Raw genomic sequence first — 21,578 nt, 5'->3', positions numbered from 1 at the left:
GTGCGCCTGCCTTTCCCATGGAGGTCGTCCGAGACTACTGCGCCTGCACTGGCACAGGGGGACACACAGGCCAACCCTCGCTCACCGTCATCCGGTCAGCCGCGGCCCGGCCGATCGACACGGGTGTGGAGCCCGTTCCGGGGATGACGCCGAGGTGAGCCCCAAAGCCGCCTACAGTTGATCTTGGAGCCTACTCTGCGCTCGCCGGCGGTTGCGGCCTCGCCAACTGAGCAGGGCCGGTCGGTCGATAGACGACGACGGGGCAGAACGCGCACGCGTCCCGGCCGTTCTGGGCGAACCATCGGCATTCCGCCCGGATGGCGCAGCGGGGTAGTTCGGTTGCCGGGACGATCCCCTTTTTATGTGCTGCGTCCACCAGTCGGCCGATAAGTCCACACTGCTTGCCGCTCCAGTGCTCACAGGAGTCCTGAACGCAGGTGTCGGCGAAACGGAACCGCGACTCGGGGTCGCCCAGACGACGGGCCGTGTCGGCGAACCCTTCGTCCACGGGGACAGCAGGGCGGAGATAGCCCAGACGGCCGTCTTCGCCAAGGAGTCCGATGACGACCGCACCTTCGTGGCAGGAGGAGCTCGGACATGCTCGCGCCGCCCTGGGAGCGCCGTCCTCCGATCGCTGTACGCCAGTCTGCGAGTCGGTCATTGGGGCGGTGCCGGACGCACATGGATGCCCTGGGTGCTTCCCCCACCGATCCCGGTGGCGGTGAAACCCTCGTTGAGCAGATCGACACTGGTGCCGGTCTGCAGCAGGTCCACCGATGCGAGCTCGCGCAGGACTGCCTTACGCACGGCGTCGTCGATCCGCTGGATTAGTTCGTCGGACAGCTCCAGCCCGTCGATCTCGACACGGAACTCTTTCCGCCTGTTTTCCGCAGACATGAGACTCCTTCGTGATCAGTTCAACGTGACTACCGCTGGCGGGCTCGGCCTGCCTGCGGCATCCTCGCCTGAGACAACCCGGTGCAGCGGTCCAACGCCACTCGGGCGTGCCCGTTTGGGTGGTGTTGCCGTCATGGATCCGGCCGGAGGTGTTCTCGCCCCAGGCAGTCCCACAAGCTGATCTTGCCAAATGCGGTCGCGCCTCCCTACGGGTTCAAAAACAGGCACTGAGCTTGTCGTTTATCCACCGGAGTCGAACTGGGCTCGAACTTGTTCGGAGCTTCCCCAGTTCACCGGACGTGCGTGAGGCGGGGCCCCGATCCTGTGCTCAGGGCTAATGCAGCACGGAGGCCGGGATCGTGGGACTGGTCGAGCACAGCGTCCAACGAGACGCGTTGACGAAGGTGTCGGAGTTCCGGACCGAGCTGTACGCGTGCCTGACGTCGCGGGCGGACGCCTTGTTCGACCTGTGTGACGCGCTGTTGTGCACCGACGGGCCGGTTCGCACACTTGTGGACCTAGCGCTGGCGCCGGAACACCGACGCGGGCATGGGGCCTTGTACTCCGGGATCAACCGCGGCCGGATCGACGTCGCCCGGCTTCGTCGTGCGCTGGCGGGCGTGCCGTTGCCCCGGGCGAGCGACGGCCGCCTGGTGCTGGCTGTGGATGTCTCCCCGTGGCTGCGGCCGGATGCCGATACGTGCTCGGACCGCTCGTTCTGTCACACCTTCGGCCGTGGCCTGGGCAAGCACCAGATGGTCCCCGGCTGGCCCTACTCGATCGTCGCCGCCCTGGAGACGGGCCGAACCTCATGGACGGCCCTGCTGGACGCGATCCGGCTGGAGCCCGGCGCCGACTTGGCAGCGGTCACCGCCGACCAGGTCCGCGACGTCGTCGAACGCCTTGTGCAAGCTGGCCAGTGGAAGGCAGGGGCCCCGAACATCTTGGTCGTCCTGGACGCCGGCTACGACGCTCCCCGCATCGCCCACCTCCTGAGTGATCTGCCGGTCGAGGTGCTGGGCCGACTGCGCTCGGACCGTGTGATGCGAAAGCCGGTCCCGGTGCCGTGGATCTGCCCGCCGCAGGGTGGTCGCCCGCCCAAGCACGGCGGTGAGTTCGTCTTCGGCCGACCCGAGACCTGGGGCGAGGTCACGGCAGTGACCGTCACCAACACCGACCGGTACGGGGCGGCGACCGCACAGGCGTGGGACCGGCTCCATCCCCGGCTGACCCGCCGGGCCGCATGGCTCGACCACGAGGGCCCTCTGCCGATCATCGACGGCACCGTGATCCGCCTGACGGTCGAGAAGCTGCCCAGCGGCGGGGTCAACAAGCCCGTCTGGCTGTGGTGGTCAGGCACCGGCGCCGCCACGGACGACGTTGACCGCTGCTGGCAGGCATTTCTCCGCCGCTTCGACGTAGAGCACACCTTCCGCCTCCTCAAGCAGACCCTCGGCTGGACCCGCCCGAAGCTCCGGAACTCGCAGGCCGCCGATCGCTGGACTTGGCTCGTCCTGGCCGCGCATGCTCAGCTCCGCCTCGCCCGCCCCCTCGTACGGGACCTGCGCCGGCCATGGGAGCGGCCAGCGGAACCGAACAGACTCACCCCGGCCCGGGTCCGCCGCGGGTTCAGGAACCTGCACGCGAAGACGGGCACGCCAGCCGGTGCACCAAAACCCACCCGCCCCGGCCCCGGCCGCCCGCTCGGCTCGAAGAACCAGCGGCCCGCCACCCGCTACGACGTCGGGCGGGTCCTCGCCACCGGCGAGTCCTACACCCGACCCGCACACCACAGGAAGGGGACGAAGCCACGGCGGACGATCGATGATGGCCGTGATCACGGCACGGAATAGGCTGCTCGGGTTGCAGTCGCAGCTGGATCTATAGGGGGGCTACTCATGGAGCACCGCTCTGAGCAGGAGAACGGCGAAGGCTCGGCTTCTCGGTACACCGGGGACATACAGGCAGAACGACGCTCTGTGCGCGAGGCACTGCGCTCCGATCTACCTGCCGCCCACCTGGGCTTTGGCGTCACCGTCATCGCCTTGATCGTGGTCGCCAGCTTCTCCGGCCCTCGATGGACCTCGATCGTTGCGGGCGCCTTCACGGCCTGGTTCCTTCTTGCGCTGGCAGTGATTCACATCGGCAGCGGCCGTGGCTGGGACGCCGTCCGACGGGCCTACATCGCCACGTTCGGCTGGGGCAACTGGATCTGAAGGCCCTTTGCTGCCCGCCCATCCACCGGAGCCGGGACGATCACGACAAGCAAACGCCCCCCGCCGCGCGCCGAACACGGAGCAAAAGAGCTTCGTGGCAACGTCAGCCGATGTCCCAGAATGCCAGGCTTGTGTCGCAGTGCAAGCAGCGGAACAGGTAGGCGGTCGGCTCTCCAACCCGGTCCAGTGACCGCAGGAACTGTTCAGTTTCTGGCGGCGCCCAGCCGTAACGCTGGTGATCCTTACGGAGCATGGCTAGAGCCTCTGGGTGGGCCTCAAGCTCGCGATATCCGGCAGGGCCGAGAAAGGCCGCGCCATCGCCACAGTGGTACAGCCAGGAGTCCTCCTGCCAACCGGCAAAGCCGGGAGTGCGTCGGGTGATCTCTTCGACGACCGACAGAGGCACGTCGTCGGGTACGTCAACGGCATCGCTGAACACCGCGGACATGTCGAAGTCCTCATCACCTCCGGCTGAGACGCTCAGGGAACTTGACGCTGCCCCGGAGTGGATGCAGTGAAGGCAAAGGGAATCAGGTTGCCGACCGTAGACGGGGCCTCGATAGCGGATCTGTCGATCCATGCCACAGACGCTGCAGACATGGTCGGTGCGTACCGCGGACCCGGTAGCCAGCGGGTCAGGGTGGTATCGAAAGGTCGGCTCTGCCACGGGACCATCATGCCAACCAGAAACGGACACCGCGAAGCAGGCAACCGTCTGCCTCAGGCCGCGATGTAGCGCAGTATCACCTCACGCCAAGATCATAGGTTAAACGGCAAGCTGAGAGGTCGTTTTCACCTGATGCATCCGCATATCAACCAATTCTAAGAGTGTCGGGTTGCGGTGCCGGTGAAGCCATGGAGGCAGTCGGTGTCTGTGGGGTGGGTGGGGTTACTGATGGGACGGAAGGCAACGCACTCCTGTCTCATCCCAGGATGTCCGGTCTTCGTGGTCGTGTGCTTCCGCGGCCGCGGCTGCGCGCCTGGGCGCACTCGGCCGGCGGCGGTACGCCGGAAGCATGGCGAAGCGACGTCCGTATCCGAGTGATCTGTCCGATGCCCGCTGGGAGTTGATCGAGCCGGTGCTGGCCGCTTGGCGTTTCGAGCGCCGCGGCAGGGCCCTGGACTTCGGCCGACCGCCCGAGCATGACCTGCGCGACATCATGGACGCGATCTTGTATGTCGACCGGACCGGGGTCCAGTGGCGCTACCTCCCGCACGACTTTCTATTAGCTGGAACACCGTCTACGGCTACTTCGCCAAGTGGGCCGACGAGGGTGTGTTCGCCGAGCTCAACGGCCTGCTCAGGCAGCTTCTGCGCGAGAAGGAAGGCAGGGACACCGAGCCGACGGCCTGTGTGATCGATGCTCAGAGCGTCAAGACCTCCACCAGCGTCCCCGCCGCTGGCCAGGGCATTGACGCGGGGAAGAAGATCGTCGGCAGGAAGCGGAGCATCGTGACCGACACGCTCGGCCTCCTCCTCGCCGTGCTGGTCACCGCAGCGAGCGTGCAGGACTCCGTCGCCGGGACCGCATTGCTCGACCAGGTTGCCGCCGATCACCCCGCCATCCGCAAGGTGTGGGTCGACGGCGGCTACCGCCAGCACCTCGTCGAGCATGCCGCCACCCTGGGCATCGACATGGAGATCACCGCTCGCAAGCCCGGGACCAAGGGTTTCACTCCGATCCCAAAACGGTGGGCGGTCGAGCGGACCTACGGATGGCTCATGCTCCATCGCCGCCTGGCCCGCGACTACGAGACTCTCCCCGCTCGCTCCGAAGCGGTGATCCACATCGCCATGACCGACCTCATGGCCCGCCGCCTCACTGGCGAGAACACCATCTCCTGGCGCGACCCAAAGAACCCCACCAAACAGACCATCCCGGGATGAAACAACGGACGAAAACGACCTCTAAGCTTGATCTTTAACCTTGCATGTCATCCGACCTGCTGAGATCTACCGCTTCCGGGGGCGCGCGACGCGGCCGCCCTCCACGCTTCGAGATGTTGAGTAACGAAGTGTCGAGGAACGGCCGCTGAGGATGAGTTTCCCTGTCGATGTTCCCGCCGTCGAGGCGTTGGGTGTTCTGTCCCGCTTTCGTGTTGCGTTTTACGAGTGCCTGTATGCCCGTGCGGATGCGCTCTTCGAGCTCACCGACGCGGTGCTGTGCACTGACGGGCCGGTCAGGTCACTGGTCGAGCTGACGCTGACGGCCGAGCACCGGCGCGGACATGGAGCGATGTACGACGCGGTCAACCACGGCTGGCTGGAGCCGCGCCGCCTGCGCAGACTGCTGGCCTCGACGCCGCTGCCGAGGGCGGCCGACGGGCGGATCATCCTCGCGGTCGACGTGAGCAACTGGCTGCGGCCCGACGCGCCCACCAGCCCGGACCTGCTGTTCTGCCACGTATACGGGCGAGGTCGCAGTGCTGACCAGATGATCCCCGGCTGGCCCTATTCCTTCGTCGCCGCCCTGGAGACAGGACGCACCTCGTGGACCGCCGTGCTCGACGCGATCCGCCTGGGCCCGACCGACGACGCCACCGCGGTAACCGCCGGCCAGCTCCGCGAGGTCGTCGGCCGGCTCCTGCGGGCCGGCCAGTGGAAGCCCGGCGACCCGGACATTCTCATCGTCGTGGACTCCGGCTACGACGTCACCCGCCTCGCCTACGTACTGGCGGACCTGCCCGTCGAGCTGGTCGGCCGACTGCGCTCGGACCGGGTCATGCTCCGCGACGCAGGCCCGCGCCGTTCCACCCCGCGCGGTGGGCAGCCCCGCAAGCACGGCGGCGTGCTCACCTTCTCGAAGTCGAACTCCTGGCACACCCCCGACCAGGCAACGACCTGCGACACCACCCGCTACGGCCGGGCCGAAACCTTCGCCTGGGACCGCATGCACCCACGCCTTCAGGCCCGTGCCCCTGGCTTGACCACTGCGGTGAACTCCCGCTGATCCATGGCACATTGATACGACTGAAGGTCGAGCGCCTGCCCGGCGACCGCGACCCGAAACCGGTCTGGCTGTGGTCCTCTAAGACCGGGATGACAGGCGGGGACGTCGACCTGCGCTGGCAGTCGTTCCTCCGGCGTTTCGATCTCGAGCACACTTTCCGGCTGTTCAAGCAGACCCTCGGCTGGACCGTCCCGAAGGTCCGAGACCCGCACACCGCCGACCTGTGGACCTGGCTGATCATTGCCGCCCACACCCAGCTCCGCCTCGCCCGACCGCTCGCCGAGGACCTCCGCCGCCCCTGGGAACGGCCCGCCGAGCCCCGCCGGCTCACCCCCGCACGCGTCCGCCGGGGGTTCCGCCACCTCCGCGCGAAGACCCCCCGTCCCGCAGGTGTGCCAAGACCCACACGGCCCGGCCCCGGACGCCCACCCGGCTCCAAAAACCGCAGACCAGCACCACGCCACGAGCCCGGAAAGACCGTGAAGCGACCCGAAACCCTCACCGAACATGTCCTCTTGAAACAACAGCGAGGTTAAAGATCAAGCTAAGTAGCCGTTGTCTTTCCGGACTTGATCGGTGGGTATCCGCTGGTCAGGCGTGAACTCTGTGGAATCGACGAAGAGTCGGGCCGTCACGTCTGTCGGTTATGACACGGAGGTTGTCGATGGCTTCGGTCATGGGCTTGTTGGAAGCGCGCGGGACGGCCGCGCAAGTTCGGGTCGAAGAGCTCCGTGAGGAGGCGGAGCGGGTGCTGGCCGAGCTTGCGAAGGCGGAGGCGGTGCTGGAGCGACGGGCCATCGCCCGCTTAGAGCTGGCCGAGGACCTGTCCGGGCCGGAGTCGGAGGCCGACCACCCGCCGGAGTCGGCGCCGGCCGTTCCCGAGGCCCCGGTGGCGGGGTCGGTGGTGCCGCACTGGCGGGTGGGCCTGACGATGGAGGTGCTCGCGCCGGACTACCGGCGGCTGGTGGGCGTGCTGGAGGCTGAGGCGGGCGGGTCCGGGCTGCGGGCGCGGGAGTTGGCCGGGCGGCTGGGCCGGAGTCGGTGCCGTCGAAGGTCGAGGGGGTGCGGTCGAAGGTGAAGCGGCTGGTGGAGCGGGGCCGGCTGGCCGAGGAGCGTCCCGGGGTGTTCACGCCGAGGCGGGCTGCCGGGTGACGTTTCGGCTGCGGTGGCGGGCGAGGCGGCGTCCCATGAGCATGGTCATCGACCACAGGACGGCGGCTTCGCTACTTTCGGGCCGGGTCTCGTAGTCCCGGGCAAGGCGCCGCGAGCGCATCAGCCAGCTCAGCGTCCTCTCCACCACCCACCTGCGTGGAAGCACCACGAACCCGCTCATGTCATCGGTGCGTTTGACGATCTGAAGGGTGAACCGCCCTGGACGTCCCCTTGACCCACATTTCCTTTCGTACGACCGTCTCCAATGGTGCAACGCGAGGGGAGAAGGCCGGATTCCGGGGTCAGGTGAACGTCGGGGTCCGTCAGACGAGGTGGATCGTGAAGCGCCTCACGACCGTGGGGGTCGTGAAGATCGTGTCGGAGTGGACCGAGCCGCGAGCCTTCTTGTACTCCCCGGTGCCGCCGGTGATCGCGTTGTCGAAGGGACCCTGGTCGAGGTAGTTGAAGTACATCCCCTGCACGGTGAGCTGGCCGCCCGGGAGGGTGTAGGTCACGACGCACTGCTCCGCTTCATCGGCGCCGCCCCGGGTGGTGGTGCAGGTGCCGTGGGTCTCGCCGACCTTGTTGTGCTCCTCGTCGAAGAGGTCCGAGCGGACGACGACCTGATCGCCCTGCGAGACGATGCCGGGGGTGACGGGGAAGCGGGTCAGCTGCTGTACCTCGGCCAGGACTGTGATGATCCGGCCTTTACCCCCGGCCTGGGCGGAACCGGTGTCCGTCGCGGCGGCCGCGACGGGGGTGCAGGCGAGGAGGGTGACCAGCGTGGCCGTGCCGAGGCAGGCCGCTCCGATGGGGCGCATCATGCGACTCCTGAGGTTGATGTTCGGGAATGACCGGATGGTGAACTTCCATCCGATTCCGTTCGTTCGATTCCCTTCATAACCTCGACTCCGCCGCCGGACGGTGCACCCCGGCACGAACCACCGGAACATCCAGCCGGTCGGACCAAAGTCAGGCGGCGGAGCTCGGTACGAAGCCGACCGGCAGGCCGATGCGCAGTATGAGCAATGGAGGCGTACGAATCTGCGGGACGCCTGCGCGGAGTTCGTGCTGGCCGCACGCCGGTACGTCAACGGCGCCCGGAGGTTCGAACAGGTTCTGTTGGTCAACAACGGCATCGAGGCGGTGAACCGTGGCCGGGAGGAGTTCTCTGAGCTGCGGGGGCCGCTTTCCCGGGGAGGAGATTCGGGCGGCCGCTGCTCGTGTCATGGAGTTGCAGCCCCGCTTGGCTGATCTCCAGTCGGGCATCGGACGGGTTGGTGTAGACCTGGCCTACGTTCTCGACTCCCGGCGGAGAACGGCGGTGGAGATGGCCACCCGCATCAACGATTTCGTGCGGGTGGCCAGAGAGCACCTGTAGGAGACTCGCGGACGCCCCCGTCGGCCACGTCGTTCTTCGTAGACTCTCGTCGAGGAGCTGGGAACACCCAGCAACCTCGTACGACACGGAATGGAGTCGACGTGGCGCAGCTGGCCAAGACCGGGTGGCGCAAAAGCTCGTACTCCAACGGCGCCGAGGACGCATGCGTTGCGTGCCGCACCGGTAGAGGCCGGTCATGGTGCGGATGATCACTTCCCGGTCGGGGTTGCGCATGTCCGTGGTCATGTTGATCGCGGCCACGGTGACGCCGGCGGACAGGTGGGCCCGGGCTCCGAGGATCGTTCGGTTGACGCTGATCCGGTGCCCGAGGACGGCAAGGGCAGCGTCCTGTGCGCCGGTAGCCAGGTCGGCTTCAACTGCGAAGTCACCGCCACGCTCCTCGGGGAAGGACGTGACCGCGGCGCACTCAGGCTTCCGGCATAAGAACCGGCGAATGCGCAGTCGGATGACGACTGCCGAGCCACCCATCGCGCAGTCGCCCAAGCTCCGCTCATAGCGGCGGTGCACACGCGAGGAGGCTGTGCCACACGCCGGGCACAGCCCCTCACAGGCTCGCGCCCTCGCGACGATACGGATCACCCCCGGCGTCAGCTCGACCGCATCCACCGAGACAAGGCCGGCCAGATGCGGCAACAACACTTCAAGCCCCCAAAGATCGCACGCCATGCATGATGACGGAATCCGATGACGTTGCGTCACGAGACCACAAGATCAGTGCCAGAGCCGGTTCTGATGTCCCCCGACAGGCGGACGGAACGCCGTACGGCCCGTTGGCAGCGTGGCCGGGTGAGGTCCAGGAGCCAGCCCGGCCGAGAGGCACGGGGCCTGCCCTACCCCACGGCTCCCGAGTCGGGGTCAGGCGCCGGGGGTGGCGCTGATGTGCTTGAAGCCGGCGGCGTCGCCGACGAGGGCGAAGGGGCTCCAGGTCCCGGCGGCGTAGTCGCCGTTCGCGTTGTAGACCCGGTCGTCCGCGCCGATGGCGTACAGGTGCACGGCCTTGCCCGCGGGGGTGACCGCGAGCTGCTTGAACCCGGCCGTTCCGCTGATCACGCTGAACCCGCTCCACGTGCCGGCGGAGTAGTTGCCGTTGTTGTTGTAGACCCGGTCGTCCGAACCGATCGCGTACAGCCGGACCGTGCCCTCACTCGTCGTCGTCGCGGCGACCTGCTTGAACCCGGCGGTGTTGCCGACGAGGGCGAAGGGGCTCCAGGTCCCGGCGGCGTAGTCGCCGTTCGCGTTGTAGACCCGGTCGTCCGCGCCGATGGCGTACAGCCGGACGGTATTGCCGGTCACGGTGGCGGTGATCCTCTTGAATCCCGCAGTGCTGTCCACCAGCTGGAGGGTGGTCCAGCTGCCCTGGGCGTAGTCGGCGCTCTTCCCGTACACGCGGCCGTCGGCGCCGAGGGCGAAGAGGCGGACCGTGTTGCCGGTCGCCACGACCGAGATCTGCTGGAAGCCCTGCGTACCGTCGACGAGCTGGAAACCGCTCCAGCCACCGGTCTTGAAGTTTCCGCGGTCCTCGTAGATACGGTCGTCCGCGCCGATCGCGTACACGTGCACCTCGTCGCCCACCCGGATCGAGGTGGTCTGCTTGAAGCCCTGCGTGCCGTCGACCGTGTTGTACCCGTCCCACGTACCCGCCGAGTAGTTCGCGTTGTTGCCGTACACCCGGGTGTCCGAACCGACCCCGAACAGGTGGACCGTCGGAGAAACCGCAGGAGTCGCCGGAGCCTCGGGATCGGTGGCCGGGTAGGGGTCGGCGTGGTCCCCGGCGAGACCCGCGGCCACTCCGCAGCTGCCCCAGGCTCCGGCGCCCTGGCTCGCGAGGATCTTCTCGGCTATCAGGATCTGCTGCTGCTTTGTGGCTTGGTGCGGGTAGACGGCGTACTGCTGGCCGCCGTAGGAGTCCCACGTCGGCTTGTATATCTGGAGCCCGCCGTAGTAGCCGTTGCCCGTGTTGATGCTCCAGTTGTCCGTCGACTCGCAGTGGGCGACCTTGTCCCAGGTGGCGACGGAGGCGGCGCTCGCCGTACCGGCGGGCGCCAGGGAGAGGACGAGACCGGCCAGGGACAGCCCGGCCAGTGCGGCGATCTTCGTGCGGGTACGGACGGCTGCAGACATGGAGATACCTCGGTTCGGTGGTTCGGCGTGTGTACGGAGGGTGGGCTGACGGGCGGGCGTCGCGGTCCTACGACCAGCCCATGGAGTCCGTGGAGGCTCCGGCCTGCGCGGCGGCCTGGGCGATACGGGTGCGGAGCACGGGGGCGTCCTCTTCTGACGGTTCGAGCGACGGATTCATGTCCTCAACCGGCTGCGTCCCGCGGTGGCGCTGTCCGGTCCTGGCCCGCCGGGAGCTGCTCCCTGCCGACGGGAACTACCTTCGGCACTGGTCAGATGGGACGGAAGGGGATTCGGGTGGCCCGAAGCGGCATTGGACCAATCAGTCCAGCAAAGGCCTCGGACGCTCGGAGGCGAGCGGGCGGTTTTGAACGTGGCGGCGATGAGCGGCACTTCCGCCCTCAGCGGCCTCCAGCCGGCAAGCTCGGGGCGGCGCGAGAGCAACGGGCGGGCCAGCGCAGTGCCTGTCCGAGCAGCGTCCGCAACGACCAGAGCACGGTTCACTACGCGAACTGACAGACCCGGCCCGGCGGCCAGGTGCGTACGGCTCCGTCCCCGCCCCCGCCCACCCGGATGATCACCGCACCCTCACCGCGCTGTGCGCGCTCTTCGAGGCGGTGTGCGCGGGGGCGCAGGTACTGGCTGAGGCAGTGGTGCGGACGGGCACGGCAGGGCGGGCTGCCCTCGGACGCCGTCTGACGCCGCTCCACCCGAGACCTCCCGCGACCCCTCCCGCGACCCTTCCGGGAGGTCCCGGCCGCCCGCCCGGGCCGCTTTGGGCCAAGGCCGTTTGCGTCCAACGGATTGCACTTCCGCAGGTCAGGGACCCGGGACAGAGTTGATCTCGAAGCGCCGGACAGAAGTTCGAGCGCCGCTGACTGATCCTGTGGGGGAACCGCCATGTCCAAGTCCGCCCGTATCTCTACGCCCTCGCTGCGCCGCTCCGTCTCCTTCGCGCTCACCTCGGCGGTCTCGGTCGCCGCGCTGGGTGTCCTCGGAGCCGCCCCGGCCAGCGCCGCCACGATCGGCGAGAGCATCGCCTCCGCGGCCAGGGGCGAGACCGGGAACGGGCCGTGTGCCCACGGCGGATATGTCGGCGGCCCGAACCAGCACAGCAGCTGCAGCAACGGCCAGCGCACCCACGCCTGGTGCGCAGACTTCGCCGGCTGGGCGTGGGCCCAGGCCGGGGTGGCCGGCCGGGGCACGCTGACCGACATGGCCAACAGCTTCCTCGACTACGGGAACAAGTACGGCACCCGTTCGAACACCCCGCACGTCGGCGACGCGGTCGTCTACAACATGAACGACGGCACCTTCACCAACGACCACGTCGCCATCGTCACCGCCATCTCCGGCGACAGCGTCACCATCACGGGCGGCAACGAGAGCAACTCGGTCCGGACGAACACGACCACCAACTGGCGCGTGGGCCAGTCCCCGTTCGGCCAGGTCATCACCGCCTACATCTCCCCGCTCAACAGCGGAGAAGAGGGCACCCCCGAGGCCCCGGCGACTCCTGCGGTCTCCCCGACGGTCCACCTGTACGGGGTCGGTTCGGACACCCGGGTGTACGGCAACAACGCGAACTACTCGGCGGGTACGTGGGACGGGTACAACACGGTCGACGGCACGCAGGGCTTCAAGCAGACCACCTCGATCCGGGTGGGCGACGAGGTGCACGTGTACGCGATCGGCGCGGACGACCGTATCTACGAGGACCGCGGAAACTTCAAGACCGGTGGCTGGAGCGGTTTCCAGCTCGTCGACGGTACGCAGGGCTTCCAGCAGATCTCGGTCGTGGCGACCGGCAACACGGTCCGCCTCTTCGCCCTCGGCGCCGACGGCCGCGTGTACAGCAACGACGGGGACTACGGGCAGAGCAACTGGAGCGGCTTCCAGCTGGTGGACGGCACCGCGGGATTCAAGAAGATCACCGCCACCGTGACCGGCAGCACCGTCCGGCTGTACGCCATCGGCGCGGACGACCGGGTCTACAACAACAACGGCAACTACTCCACCGGCACGTGGAGCGGCTACAACGTGATCAGCGGAACGGCCGGGTTCAAGCAGGTCGCCGCGACGACGACGAGTGAGGGCACGGTCCGGCTGTACGCGATCGGTTCGGACGACCGGGTCTACAACAACAACGGCAACTACTCCGCCGGCACGTGGAGCGGGTTCAGCGTGATCAGCGGAACGGCCGGGTTCAAGCAGCTCGCGGTCACCCCCGCGGGCAAGGCCGTGCACCTGTACGCCATCGGCGCGGACGACCGGGTCTACAACGCGAACGGCGACTACGCCGCCGGGACCTGGAGCCCCTTCTCCCTCGTCGGCGACGCCGCCGGCTTCAAGCACATCAGCGCCACCCCCGGCGCCTGACCCCCCTGCCCGGGCCGCGTACCTCCTCAGGGAGGTACGCGGCCCGGGCACGTCAGCGGCGATGGCGTCACTGACCACCGGTCCCGCGACCCGTCCCGTCCCGTCCGCCCGGCACGACCACGTGCCGGGCAGGACGGCTTTCACAAAGGAGAACTCGTGCACCGCCTCGGCATCCTGACCAGCGCCACTGCCCTCCTCGTGGCGGCCACTGCCCCGGTCCTGTGGGCGGTCCCCGCGTCCGCCGCACCGTCGACACCCGTGGTCCGCGTCATGCCCCTCGGTGATTCGATCACCTACGGCCAGGGCAGCTCCAACGAATCGGGCTACCGCCTGCCGCTGCACGGACTCGCCGCCAAGCAGTCCCGCTACCAGCTCGACTTCGTCGGGTCCCTGGAGCACGGACCGATGCCGGACTCCGCGCACGAAGGACACGCGGGCTACACCATCGCGCGCATACGTGCCGGCGCGAACCGATGGCTCGCGGCCGCACAGCCCGATGTCGTACTGCTCCACATCGGGATCAACGATCTCAATCAGGGTACGGACCCGGGGCAGGCCGCAGACCAGGCCTCTGCCCTCGTCGACCAGATCTTCGCCGCCCGGCCCGGAGTCACCATCGTCATGGAAGGTCTCATCCCGACAACCCCCGGATGGAACTACCAGGACCTTTCCCAGCCCGTAGCGCAGTACAACCAGCGGCTGAAGCAGCTGGAACAGGTGGAGCAGCACGCCGGAAAGCGTTTCCGATTCGTCGACGCGCCTGCGCTGACGCCGACCGACCGGGCGGACTCCACCCATCCCGCACAGATGTCCGACGGTCTGCACCCCAACGACGCCGGATACGCCCAACTGGCCCAGGCCTTCTTCACTCCCCTGGACGCGGCCTACTCGGCACACTGGTTCACCGGCGGCCCGGCCCGGCCGGACCAGCCCCGCCTCAAGGACACGGCGCATGTGCAGCGGATCGCGCCGAACGGGGATCTGTTCAACAACGAGGGTGACTTCGCGGCGGGCAAGTGGAGCGGCTGGAGCAACCAGGGGGCCTCGCAGCTGAAGGAGGTCACCAGTACCGGCACGGGATCGGTGAACCGGGTCTTCGCGATCGGCAGCGACAACAAGATCTACGAGAACGACGGCGACTACACGGCCGGCAAGTGGTCAGGCTGGTTCGCACCCGCCATCAACAACTCCACCACCTTCACCGCACTGGCCGCGTCCTCCTACGGCAACACCGTCCACCTCGTGGCCATCGGCTCCGACGGACACCTCTACAACACCGACGGCGACTACACGGCCGGCAAGTGGAACGGCTGGAGCGATCAGGGCGGCACCAACCTCAAGCACGTCACCAGCGCCACGACCGCTGATCAGGTCAACCACATCTTCGCCACCGACGCGACAGGCCAGGTCCTCGGACTCGACGCCGACTACGCCGCCGGCGCCTGGGGCAGCTGGAGCATCGCCGGCCCCACCGGCGGGTTCAAAGCACTCGACGTCACCGCCTCCGCAAGCGGGAACACCGTCCACCTCGGTGCGATCAGCCTCGCCGGCCAGTACTGCAACACCGACGGCGACTTCGACCGAGGTGGCGTCTGGAACGGCTGGAGCAACATGGGCGGCGACAACCTGAAGCGCCTCACCAGCGCCGCTGCGAACGGTGTCAACCACGTCTTCGCGACCACCGGGAACAACCGCCTCATCGAACGCGACGGCAACTACAACACCGGCACCTGGAACGACTGGGCCGAAGCCGCAGGCGGCGTCGACGCCGCCTCCGCCACCGCAAGCTTCACCAACTTCACCAACTGACGGCCGCGGCAACCCGACCTCGACTACGAGCTGCGTAGACAGGCACCGCCGACATAGAGGGCCGCCGCTCCGCCCGAGAACGACGCGGCGATCACATGAACGGGACCGTCGAGACCGGACTCCTCACACAGCCGGTCGCCCGCCGCGTCGCGGTAAGCAACACGCTGGCAGGCCTTCAGCGAATCCCGCCCGTCGTCTTCGTCCTCTCGAACAGTAGGGTTGCTCAGGTGGATACTTCTTCGCTCCCGCGTTCCTTCCGGCTGCTCGTGACGGGCGGAGGGACTGGCGGTCACACCTATCCGGCGTTGACGGCAGTCCGTACGCTGCAGGGCCGTCTCGCGGCTGCCGGTGGCACGCTGGACGTGCTGTGGATCGGCACGGCAGACGGTCTTGAGGCACGTGTCGCTCCGGCTGAGGGGATCGCGTTCAAGACAGTGGCCACGGGCAAGATCCGCCGCTCGTCGAATCCGCTCAAGATGCTGTCCGCCGCGAACGTGAAGGACATGGCGCGGGTGCCGCTCGGTGTGGCGCAGGCGCGGGCGATCGTGGCCGAGTTCCAGCCTGATGTCGTCCTGGCGACGGGCGGGTACGTCGCGGTTCCGGCCGGGCTGGCCGCGCGGCTGTGCCGGCGTCCGCTGGTCCTGCACGAGCAGACGGTCCGTCTGGGTCTGGCCAACCGGAAGCTGGCGAGTTCGGCGACGCGGATCGCGGTGTCCTCGGAGTCCTCGCTGTCGCTGCTGCCCGCCGAGGTGCGTGAGCGTGCGGTCGTCACCGGGAACCCGGTACGGCCGGAAGTACTGGGCGGCCACCCGGACAAGGCGGTCGAGGCGCTGGCCCTGTACGGGTTCGACCGGCGGCTGCCGACTGTCTACGTCACCGGCGGGGCGCAGGGTGCCCAGCAGATCAACGGTGTTGTCCGTGAAGTGCTGCCCTGGCTGCTCGGTCACGCGAACGTGATCCACCAGTGCGGTCCGGCGAACGTGGACGAGCTCCGGGCGGCCGCTGCCGGGCTGGACCCGGTCCTCGCCGGCCGGTACCACGTGACCGGGTTCGTCGGGGCGGAGCTGCCGGACGTGCTGGCGCTGGCCGATGTCGTGGTGTCCCGGAGCGGTGCGGGCACGCTGGCGGAGCTGACCGCGCTCGGCAAGCCCGCGGTGTTCGTCCCCCTCGCCACGTCCGCCGGGAACGAGCAGGCTCACAACGCCCGGCACCTGGCCGACGCGGGGGCGGCTCTGGCCCTGCTCGGCGAGGTCACCGGCCCGGCTCTGCAGAGCGCGGTCGGCCCGCTCCTGGCTGACCCCGCCCGACGGGCGGCGATGGCGCAGCGGGCCCGGGCTCATGGGCGGCCGGATGCGGCGGACAGGCTCGTGGACGTGCTGCTGTCCGCCGCATCCGGCTGATCAGCCGCGCGTTAGGGGCGGCGTCGTCCCGGTCGGGAACGTCGCGGCCGGGAAGGTAGAGGCGGAGCTTGTGGGTGTTGTGCCCGCCGTCGATCGCGCGGAGCGTGGTGAGGACAGCGGCGTCCATGGCCAGGAGGTCGTCCAGTCCAGGTCTGCCAGAGTGATCTGCTGTCCGCGGTGGTGGGTGAGGTCGAGCCCGAGCCGCCGGGCTGCGTTGATCATGGACGGGTCGGCGGGCTGGTCCTGCCATTTGCCGATCAGCCCGGCGGACCGTCACTGCCGCCCCGCCCCGCCCCGCCCCGCCCCCCGAGCGAACGGGCTTCGGTAGTAGTTCCCCTGGCACACGGTCAGTAGCTTGCGCATCACGATCCTCCGACGGGCTTGAGGGCCTGTTCGAGCGAGGTCACCACGACGTCGACGTCCGTCTCGGTGAGGCGCTCGTGGAACGGCAGACTGAGGATCGCACCGGCGCCGCCCTGCCCTTGGCCGCCGACCTACTCCCCCGTCTGGCGGTGCCGGTCGTCCTGGCGGGACTCGCGAGGGGACTGCTCCACCTCGGCGGCGCGATGCACACGCACGCCCGCTTTCCACGCGAGGCGGAAGATTGCTGACACCTACTCCGTGGTCATCCCGTCACTTCCGCAGCAACGCCCGGCTGCGGCCGGGTCCGCATGCCCCAGCGGGCAAGAGAGGGGCCGGCAGCACCCACCGCCGCGAAGAACAACCCCAGCAGCAGCCAGCCCGCCGTGCCGAGGCCGAGCACCACCGTGGTGAGGATCGCGGGGGCAAGGGCCTGGCCCGCGCTGAAGCCGAGGCCGAGGAGACCTTGGTACTGGCCCTGGGCATGGTCGGGGGCAAGACCGAAGCCCAGGGCGAAGCCCCCCGAGGACTCCCAGACCTCTCCCAGGCTATGGACGAAGATCGCCGCCAGAACCAGTCCCGCTGCCGCCCAGACCGGGGTGTACGCCGCCAGCGCCATCATCGGGCAGCTGACGAGGAAGAGCAGCCCCGCGGTGCGAAACGCGCTGCCGCCCTCGTGCGGGGTTTCGATACGGGAGCCGATCCTGGTCTGCATCAGTACGCAGAAGGCGGCATTGACGGCGAACAGTGCGGCCACCGTCCAGCGCGGCGCTTCGGTGTGTTCGGAGATCCAGATCGGCAGGAGCAGGGAGACCACCGGGTACTGCAGTCCCATGGCCCCGTAGAGGGCGGTGAACGTCAGGAACGGGCGGTCCGTGAAAGCGAGCCAGCGACGCTGCTGCGGCGGTGCCGCCAGCACCGGATAGCGGGGCAGCAGGAGCAGAAGCACCGCGCACAGGGCGAAGCTCGCCGCGTTGCCGAGGATCAGCGTGACATAGGCGCCACGGGTGTCCGCGGCCAGCGCCAGCCCGGCACCCACCGTTCCGAGAATGACGCCCAGGTTGACGAAGGTGCGCAGCTTCGCCCGGAACAGGGCCGGGCGATCACCCCCGACCCGGACCACCAGAGCGCCCCAGGCCGCCCCACCAACCGCCGCGGCGATCTGGTCGACCGTCGCGATGACCGTGAGCGCGGCCCAGCTCTCGACGAGGACGAGAGCCGCCATCGACATCGCCTGGACCGCGAGGGCCAGCATTATGACCGTGCGCGCCCCGCGCCGGTCGGCGAGATGCCCTCCGGGTATCCCCGCGCACAAGCCGATCAATCCGGCGATGGTGAGCGCGGCGCCGACCTGCACCGCGGGCAGGCCCACGACCAAGGTGAAATAGAGCGCCGACGCCGCGTTGAACAGACCGTTGCCGACCCGGTTGACGAAACTGGCGGCGATCAGCACGCGCTCCGGCCTGCTGTCCCCCGCCATGCTGCCTATTCGGCCTGCCAGGCCGCCTTTGATCATGGCCGTCAGCCTAGCAACGGCCGCAGAACCCCCGGCAGTTGCACCGAGATCGCGTGCCCTGAATGCGACGCGGGCCCCGGCTACGAAGCACGGGGCGGGCGAAGCGGATCAGGCCGAATGCGCGCAGCCGCTGGCAGCCGTCTTCGGCCGCGGCCGGAGGTGGCGTCAGGCGGGCTGCGGGGCGGGCGTGGCCGGAGCGGTCGCGGCCGCGACGTTGCGGGTCTCTCGCATGATCAGCAGGCCGTTGACCACCATCAGCGTCGCGGTCAGGCCGTGGACGCCGAGCGCGGTGGCCACGGAGCCGTGGTGTGCCAGCACGTTGGTCATGTCGCCGTACGCGGCGAGGGCCTCCACCAGTAGCACCCACCCCAGCGCCCGGCGGTGGCCCGTCACCAGCAGGATGCCCAGGACCAGGGCCAGGACGACGTCGCGGATTCCCTTGATGATCAGGAAGCCGTCGCCGTCGCCGGACGGCCAGCTCGGCAGGCCGTAGCCCGGCGCCGTCGTCTCCGGGCTCAGGATGTACGTCGTCCCGAACCAGAGGATGAAGAGGATGAAGGTGGCGGCCAGGACGGTGTTGATCTTCTTCAGCGACATGGTTCTTCTCCCTGCGAGTCTTCGTGAGCCTGGTGAGTGAGCCTGGTGAGTGAGCTTCGTGGAGCTTGCCGAGTCGCGTGGGGCCGGCCCGCGGGGTCAGACGAGGGCGGCGACGAGCAGGGTGAAGGCGGCGATGATGACGGCGACGCGGACGTAGTGGAAGCGTTCCCAGCGGTGCAGCTGCTGCTTCCAGTCGGCGGGCCGGTTCTCGGGGGTCCACGTCTTGTTCAGGTTGTTGATCGGGACGAGCAGCAGGATCGACATGACCACGCTGAGCATCAGCAGCGCGCCGGCGGTGACGACGAGGCCGGTGCCGTGGTGGTGCCATCCGGCGATGGCCCAGACCACGACGAGGACGAGCGAGCCGATGTACCAGACCGGCATCACGGCGCCGAGCATCCGGCCCCCGTGGGCGTGGCCGAGTTGGCGGCTGTCGTCGGGGAGTGCGTTGAGGATCCGGCTCATGACGAAGGCGACGGCGAACTCCACCCCCACCATCACGCCGACGACCACGGTGGTGACGACCTCGAGTGCGTTGAACATGATGACCCTCTCGGTATCTAGCGCTGCTAGGTGATGAGGCAACGCTAGTACTACTGCCGCTCTGTTGTCTAGCGATGCTAGGATCGAATCATGTCGGTACAGGAACGCAAGCAGCGCGAACGGGCGGAACGCGAACGCCTCATCGTGGCGACGGCCCGCGAACTCGCCGAGCAGCAGGGCTGGGACGCGGTCACCACGCGCCGGCTCGCCGAGCGCATCGAGTACAGCCAGCCCGTCCTCTACAGCCACTTCCGCGGCAAACGGGAGATCATCGGCGCCGTCGCCCTGGAGGGCGCCGCCGAGCTGGCCGTGGCGGTGCGCGCCGCGACCGCCGCCGCGGACGGCCCGCGCGAGCGGGTGTACGCCCTCGCCCGCGCCTACCTCGACTTCGCCGCACGCAACCCGGCGGTCTACGACGCCATCTTCCAGCTCGACGGCGGCCTGGCGTACGCACAGGAGGACACCCCGGCACCTCTCAAGGACAGCTTCGCCGCGCTGCTGGAGAGCCTCGGCGAGGTTGCCGGGGACGGCGTCCACCCGGGGCTGTTCACCGAGACGTTCTGGGCGGCCCTGCACGGGGTGGCGACCCTGACCCGGTCGGGACGGCTGCCGCCGGAGCACACCGAGCTGAGGGTGGAACTGCTGGTGGACCGGCTCTCCATGATCTGACGCACCCTCCCGGCGGGCACGCGGCCGGGTCCCCCGGGCCCCGCCGCCGCGTGCCCCCAGGCTCCGGTACCACCCCTGGGAAGAGCTCCGGCCTTGCCAGCACCGGCAGCCGCAACGCCGTGCCTCTCGCCCTCACCGGCAGCGGGCTGCTCCTCACCGGAGCCCTTGCGTTCCTCGCCACGCGCCGCCGAAGCCGTCGCCGCACCTGACCCGCGGGCGGACGGACCTTCAAGGGCGACGCGATCACGAGCCGTTGTCGTACCGATCTTGGTAAGCGTGGGTTCGATGGTGGCGGCTCCGTCGGGTGATCTCGTGGCCTGCCGTGCATGAAGGCGGGCCTCTGCTGCGGCTCGGTGGATCGCTCTCGTGCGATCCACCGAGCCGCACGGCACCTTGCTGAGCCGCGGACACGCGGGCGCCCCGGCGACACCAACTCCCCGGCCCGGCCACGCCTCCGGAGGGCCATGACGCGCGTTGATCCGACCCACCCGTCCAGCGGAGAGGGACGCGGTTCGGAGGATTCCGTCACCGGGGAACCCGGCGGGCCCGGATGGTGTCCCGATGCACATGGACACTGCTCTACTCAGCACAGGAGTCACGGTGGTCAGCACCGTGGTGCTCCTGTTCCTCGGCGCATGGGAGACCGCGCGCCGCAACCGCCAGGCGGAGGCCCGTAAGGATGCCGCCGCGGAGCGTGCAGCCCTCCAAGCCCAGGCCGATGAACTGGTGGCAGCCGTGCTCGCGCTGCGGGTCACGGGGGACACGCACGATCACATCTGGGGAGGTTGGGCAGCACGCGGCAGGGTCGCCCTCCGCGCTCTCGCCCACGGAAGCATCACCTACGCGCTGGCAGGCCGGACGGGCGCGCCGGCACTCTTGGCTGCCTCTGGGGAGGCTGCCCGGACCGTCTACAGCTGGGATCACGAGAGCGGGGTCTCCGCAGCCGCACTTGCCGCGCCCCTCGCGCGGCTGGGCACGGCAGTCGCGCCGCTGCTCCGGCGGGAGGATCTCGGGCCCGCTGCCAATACGGTCTTCACGGCCGCGGCGAGGCACCACGGCGACGACGCCCGGATGACCGAAGCCCTGAGAGCCTTCCACGAGGCGCTGCGCTCCGCCCTCGAACCTCCCGCGCCTGCGCGCCCCAGATGGTCCCCCCTGCGCCGCCGACCGGCGGGGGACGCGCTGCCGAGAGGCTGACGGCCGACCCCCGTCGGGCCGGTCATGATGCGGTGGCAGACGGGCGGGGCCCGGTTCTCCGGGCCCCGCTCTGTCGCCCTCGCCCTATGTCGGGGGCTCAGGCCGAGGTGCGGCACCACACCTGGTTCCACGCGTTGTTGCAGTGTCGGGCGTCAGTGTTGCAGCCACCAGATGGCGTAGCCGGTGAGCGAGGCGCCCATGGCGTAGGAGGCGCCGCGTACCAGGCTGAACAGGGCTGCTCGGCTCAGTCGGCGGGCGGTTCGTGTCGTGGTCTTCAGCATCTTCTTTTCCCCCTGGCGGGTTCGGCCCGGCCCGTGTGGCTGCGGCGTCCTAGTCAGGTTGCGGAGGGAGAGGGTGCGTTGTCCGAAAGGG

17 protein-coding genes and 3 pseudogenes are annotated in these 21,578 nt (G+C 68.9%); 10 read left to right on the top strand and 10 right to left on the bottom strand.

The window, feature by feature from the left end; all coding sequences use genetic code 11:
* Positions 1-657: 657 nt before the first annotated feature.
* Positions 658-897 (bottom strand): hypothetical protein, encoded by a 240-nt coding sequence (locus OOK31_RS36325; RefSeq protein WP_267091700.1) that lies wholly within the window; start codon positions 895-897, stop codon positions 658-660.
* Positions 898-1,256: 359 nt separating this feature from the next.
* Between OOK31_RS36325 and OOK31_RS36320 the strand changes: the two genes are divergently transcribed.
* Positions 1,257-2,750, top strand: coding sequence for an NF041680 family putative transposase (locus OOK31_RS36320; RefSeq protein ID WP_267091699.1), 1,494 nt, complete (start codon positions 1,257-1,259; stop codon positions 2,748-2,750).
* 45 nt (positions 2,751-2,795) lie between these two features.
* Positions 2,796-3,113, top strand: a complete 318-nt coding sequence (locus tag OOK31_RS36315; RefSeq protein ID WP_267091698.1) for a hypothetical protein — start codon at positions 2,796-2,798, stop codon at positions 3,111-3,113.
* Positions 3,114-3,216: 103 nt separating this feature from the next.
* On the opposite strand, the gene OOK31_RS36310 is transcribed toward OOK31_RS36315, so the two are convergent.
* Positions 3,217-3,780 (bottom strand): CbrC family protein, encoded by a 564-nt coding sequence (locus tag OOK31_RS36310; RefSeq protein WP_267091697.1) that lies wholly within the window; start codon positions 3,778-3,780, stop codon positions 3,217-3,219.
* 349 nt (positions 3,781-4,129) lie between these two features.
* Between OOK31_RS36310 and OOK31_RS36305 the strand changes: the two are divergent.
* The 3 genes and pseudogenes from OOK31_RS36305 to OOK31_RS36295 all read left to right on the top strand — a co-directional run bounded on the left by OOK31_RS36305 (position 4,130) and on the right by OOK31_RS36295 (position 7,142).
* A pseudogene (locus OOK31_RS36305) lies at positions 4,130-5,001 on the top strand (IS5 family transposase).
* 151 nt (positions 5,002-5,152) lie between these two features.
* A pseudogene (locus tag OOK31_RS36300) lies at positions 5,153-6,600 on the top strand (NF041680 family putative transposase).
* 128 nt (positions 6,601-6,728) lie between these two features.
* Positions 6,729-7,142, top strand: coding sequence for a hypothetical protein (locus OOK31_RS36295; RefSeq protein ID WP_323188298.1), 414 nt, complete (start codon positions 6,729-6,731; stop codon positions 7,140-7,142).
* Between the two features lie 48 nt (positions 7,143-7,190).
* Here the strand turns inward: OOK31_RS36295 and OOK31_RS36290 are convergent.
* From OOK31_RS36290 to OOK31_RS39490, 4 genes and pseudogenes are all read right to left on the bottom strand, one after another.
* Positions 7,191-7,433 (bottom strand): annotated as a pseudogene (locus OOK31_RS36290) (transposase); the annotation flags it as partial.
* Between the two features lie 106 nt (positions 7,434-7,539).
* The gene (locus OOK31_RS36285) at positions 7,540-8,037 is read right to left on the bottom strand and encodes a hypothetical protein (protein WP_267091696.1); all 498 of its coding nucleotides are present in this window, start codon (positions 8,035-8,037) and stop codon (positions 7,540-7,542) included.
* 305 nt (positions 8,038-8,342) lie between these two features.
* Positions 8,343-9,284: a transposase family protein gene (locus tag OOK31_RS39595; RefSeq protein ID WP_353962701.1), complete on the bottom strand. Its 942-nt coding sequence runs from the start codon at positions 9,282-9,284 to the stop codon at positions 8,343-8,345.
* A gap of 189 nt (positions 9,285-9,473) precedes the next feature.
* A complete protein-coding gene (locus OOK31_RS39490) occupies positions 9,474-10,739 on the bottom strand; it encodes a transglycosylase family protein (RefSeq protein ID WP_323188297.1) in 1,266 nt (421 codons plus the stop codon).
* A gap of 897 nt (positions 10,740-11,636) precedes the next feature.
* Here OOK31_RS39490 and OOK31_RS36275 point away from each other — a divergent pair.
* The 3 genes from OOK31_RS36275 (at position 11,637) to OOK31_RS36265 (ending at position 16,324) form a co-directional block, all read left to right on the top strand.
* Positions 11,637-13,115: a CHAP domain-containing protein gene (locus OOK31_RS36275; RefSeq protein WP_267091695.1), complete on the top strand. Its 1,479-nt coding sequence runs from the start codon at positions 11,637-11,639 to the stop codon at positions 13,113-13,115.
* 156 nt (positions 13,116-13,271) lie between these two features.
* Positions 13,272-14,924 carry a GDSL-type esterase/lipase family protein gene (locus tag OOK31_RS36270; protein ID WP_267091694.1) on the top strand — a complete coding sequence of 551 codons (1,653 nt, stop codon included), beginning with the start codon at positions 13,272-13,274 and terminating at the stop codon, positions 14,922-14,924.
* A 227-nt stretch (positions 14,925-15,151) separates the two neighbouring features.
* The gene (locus tag OOK31_RS36265; protein WP_267091693.1) at positions 15,152-16,324 is read left to right on the top strand and encodes a glycosyltransferase; all 1,173 of its coding nucleotides are present in this window, start codon (positions 15,152-15,154) and stop codon (positions 16,322-16,324) included.
* A 625-nt stretch (positions 16,325-16,949) separates the two neighbouring features.
* Here the strand turns inward: OOK31_RS36265 and OOK31_RS36260 are convergent.
* From OOK31_RS36260 to OOK31_RS36250, 3 genes are all read right to left on the bottom strand, one after another.
* Positions 16,950-18,200, bottom strand: coding sequence for an MFS transporter (locus OOK31_RS36260; RefSeq protein ID WP_267091692.1), 1,251 nt, complete (start codon positions 18,198-18,200; stop codon positions 16,950-16,952).
* Positions 18,201-18,365: 165 nt separating this feature from the next.
* Complete coding sequence (locus tag OOK31_RS36255; RefSeq protein WP_267091691.1) at positions 18,366-18,797, bottom strand: DUF4267 domain-containing protein; 432 nt, start codon at positions 18,795-18,797, stop codon at positions 18,366-18,368.
* A gap of 96 nt (positions 18,798-18,893) precedes the next feature.
* Positions 18,894-19,340, bottom strand: a complete 447-nt coding sequence (locus OOK31_RS36250; RefSeq protein ID WP_267091690.1) for a DUF1772 domain-containing protein — start codon at positions 19,338-19,340, stop codon at positions 18,894-18,896.
* 90 nt (positions 19,341-19,430) lie between these two features.
* Here OOK31_RS36250 and OOK31_RS36245 point away from each other — a divergent pair, with 90 nt between their 5' ends.
* Together OOK31_RS36245 and OOK31_RS36240 are read left to right on the top strand one after the other, a co-directional pair.
* Positions 19,431-20,009 carry a TetR/AcrR family transcriptional regulator gene (locus OOK31_RS36245; RefSeq protein ID WP_267091689.1) on the top strand — a complete coding sequence of 193 codons (579 nt, stop codon included), beginning with the start codon at positions 19,431-19,433 and terminating at the stop codon, positions 20,007-20,009.
* Positions 20,010-20,609: 600 nt separating this feature from the next.
* On the top strand, positions 20,610-21,206 hold the full coding sequence (locus tag OOK31_RS36240) for a hypothetical protein (RefSeq protein WP_267091688.1): 597 nt from the start codon (positions 20,610-20,612) through the stop codon (positions 21,204-21,206).
* Positions 21,207-21,358: 152 nt separating this feature from the next.
* Here the strand turns inward: OOK31_RS36240 and OOK31_RS36235 are convergent, their stop codons facing one another.
* Positions 21,359-21,487 carry a hypothetical protein gene (locus OOK31_RS36235; RefSeq protein ID WP_267091687.1) on the bottom strand — a complete coding sequence of 43 codons (129 nt, stop codon included), beginning with the start codon at positions 21,485-21,487 and terminating at the stop codon, positions 21,359-21,361.
* Between the last annotated feature and the right edge of the window lie 91 nt (positions 21,488-21,578).

The sequence above is a fragment of the Streptomyces sp. NBC_00249 genome (assembly GCF_026342355.1).
Taxonomy (GTDB): domain Bacteria; phylum Actinomycetota; class Actinomycetes; order Streptomycetales; family Streptomycetaceae; genus Streptomyces.
Note: the sequence above shows the minus strand (reverse complement) of the source record. Positions and strands in the feature narration are given on the sequence as shown.

Excerpts from the sequence above, each read along its gene's own strand:
- OOK31_RS36325 (WP_267091700.1), bottom strand. The coding sequence starts at position 897 with ATGTCTGCGGAAAACAGGCGGAAAGAGTTCCGTGTCGAGATCGACGGG.
- OOK31_RS36315 (WP_267091698.1), top strand. The coding sequence starts at position 2,796 with ATGGAGCACCGCTCTGAGCAGGAGAACGGCGAAGGCTCGGCTTCTCGG.
- OOK31_RS36295 (WP_323188298.1), top strand. The coding sequence starts at position 6,729 with ATGGCTTCGGTCATGGGCTTGTTGGAAGCGCGCGGGACGGCCGCGCAA.
- OOK31_RS36285 (WP_267091696.1), bottom strand. The coding sequence starts at position 8,037 with ATGCGCCCCATCGGAGCGGCCTGCCTCGGCACGGCCACGCTGGTCACC.
- OOK31_RS39595 (WP_353962701.1), bottom strand. The coding sequence starts at position 9,284 with ATGGCGTGCGATCTTTGGGGGCTTGAAGTGTTGTTGCCGCATCTGGCC.
- OOK31_RS39490 (WP_323188297.1), bottom strand. The coding sequence starts at position 10,739 with ATGTCTGCAGCCGTCCGTACCCGCACGAAGATCGCCGCACTGGCCGGG.
- OOK31_RS36275 (WP_267091695.1), top strand. The coding sequence starts at position 11,637 with ATGTCCAAGTCCGCCCGTATCTCTACGCCCTCGCTGCGCCGCTCCGTC.
- OOK31_RS36260 (WP_267091692.1), bottom strand. The coding sequence starts at position 18,200 with ATGATCAAAGGCGGCCTGGCAGGCCGAATAGGCAGCATGGCGGGGGAC.
- OOK31_RS36255 (WP_267091691.1), bottom strand. The coding sequence starts at position 18,797 with ATGTCGCTGAAGAAGATCAACACCGTCCTGGCCGCCACCTTCATCCTC.
- OOK31_RS36250 (WP_267091690.1), bottom strand. The coding sequence starts at position 19,340 with ATGTTCAACGCACTCGAGGTCGTCACCACCGTGGTCGTCGGCGTGATG.
- OOK31_RS36245 (WP_267091689.1), top strand. The coding sequence starts at position 19,431 with ATGTCGGTACAGGAACGCAAGCAGCGCGAACGGGCGGAACGCGAACGC.
- OOK31_RS36235 (WP_267091687.1), bottom strand. The coding sequence starts at position 21,487 with ATGCTGAAGACCACGACACGAACCGCCCGCCGACTGAGCCGAGCAGCC.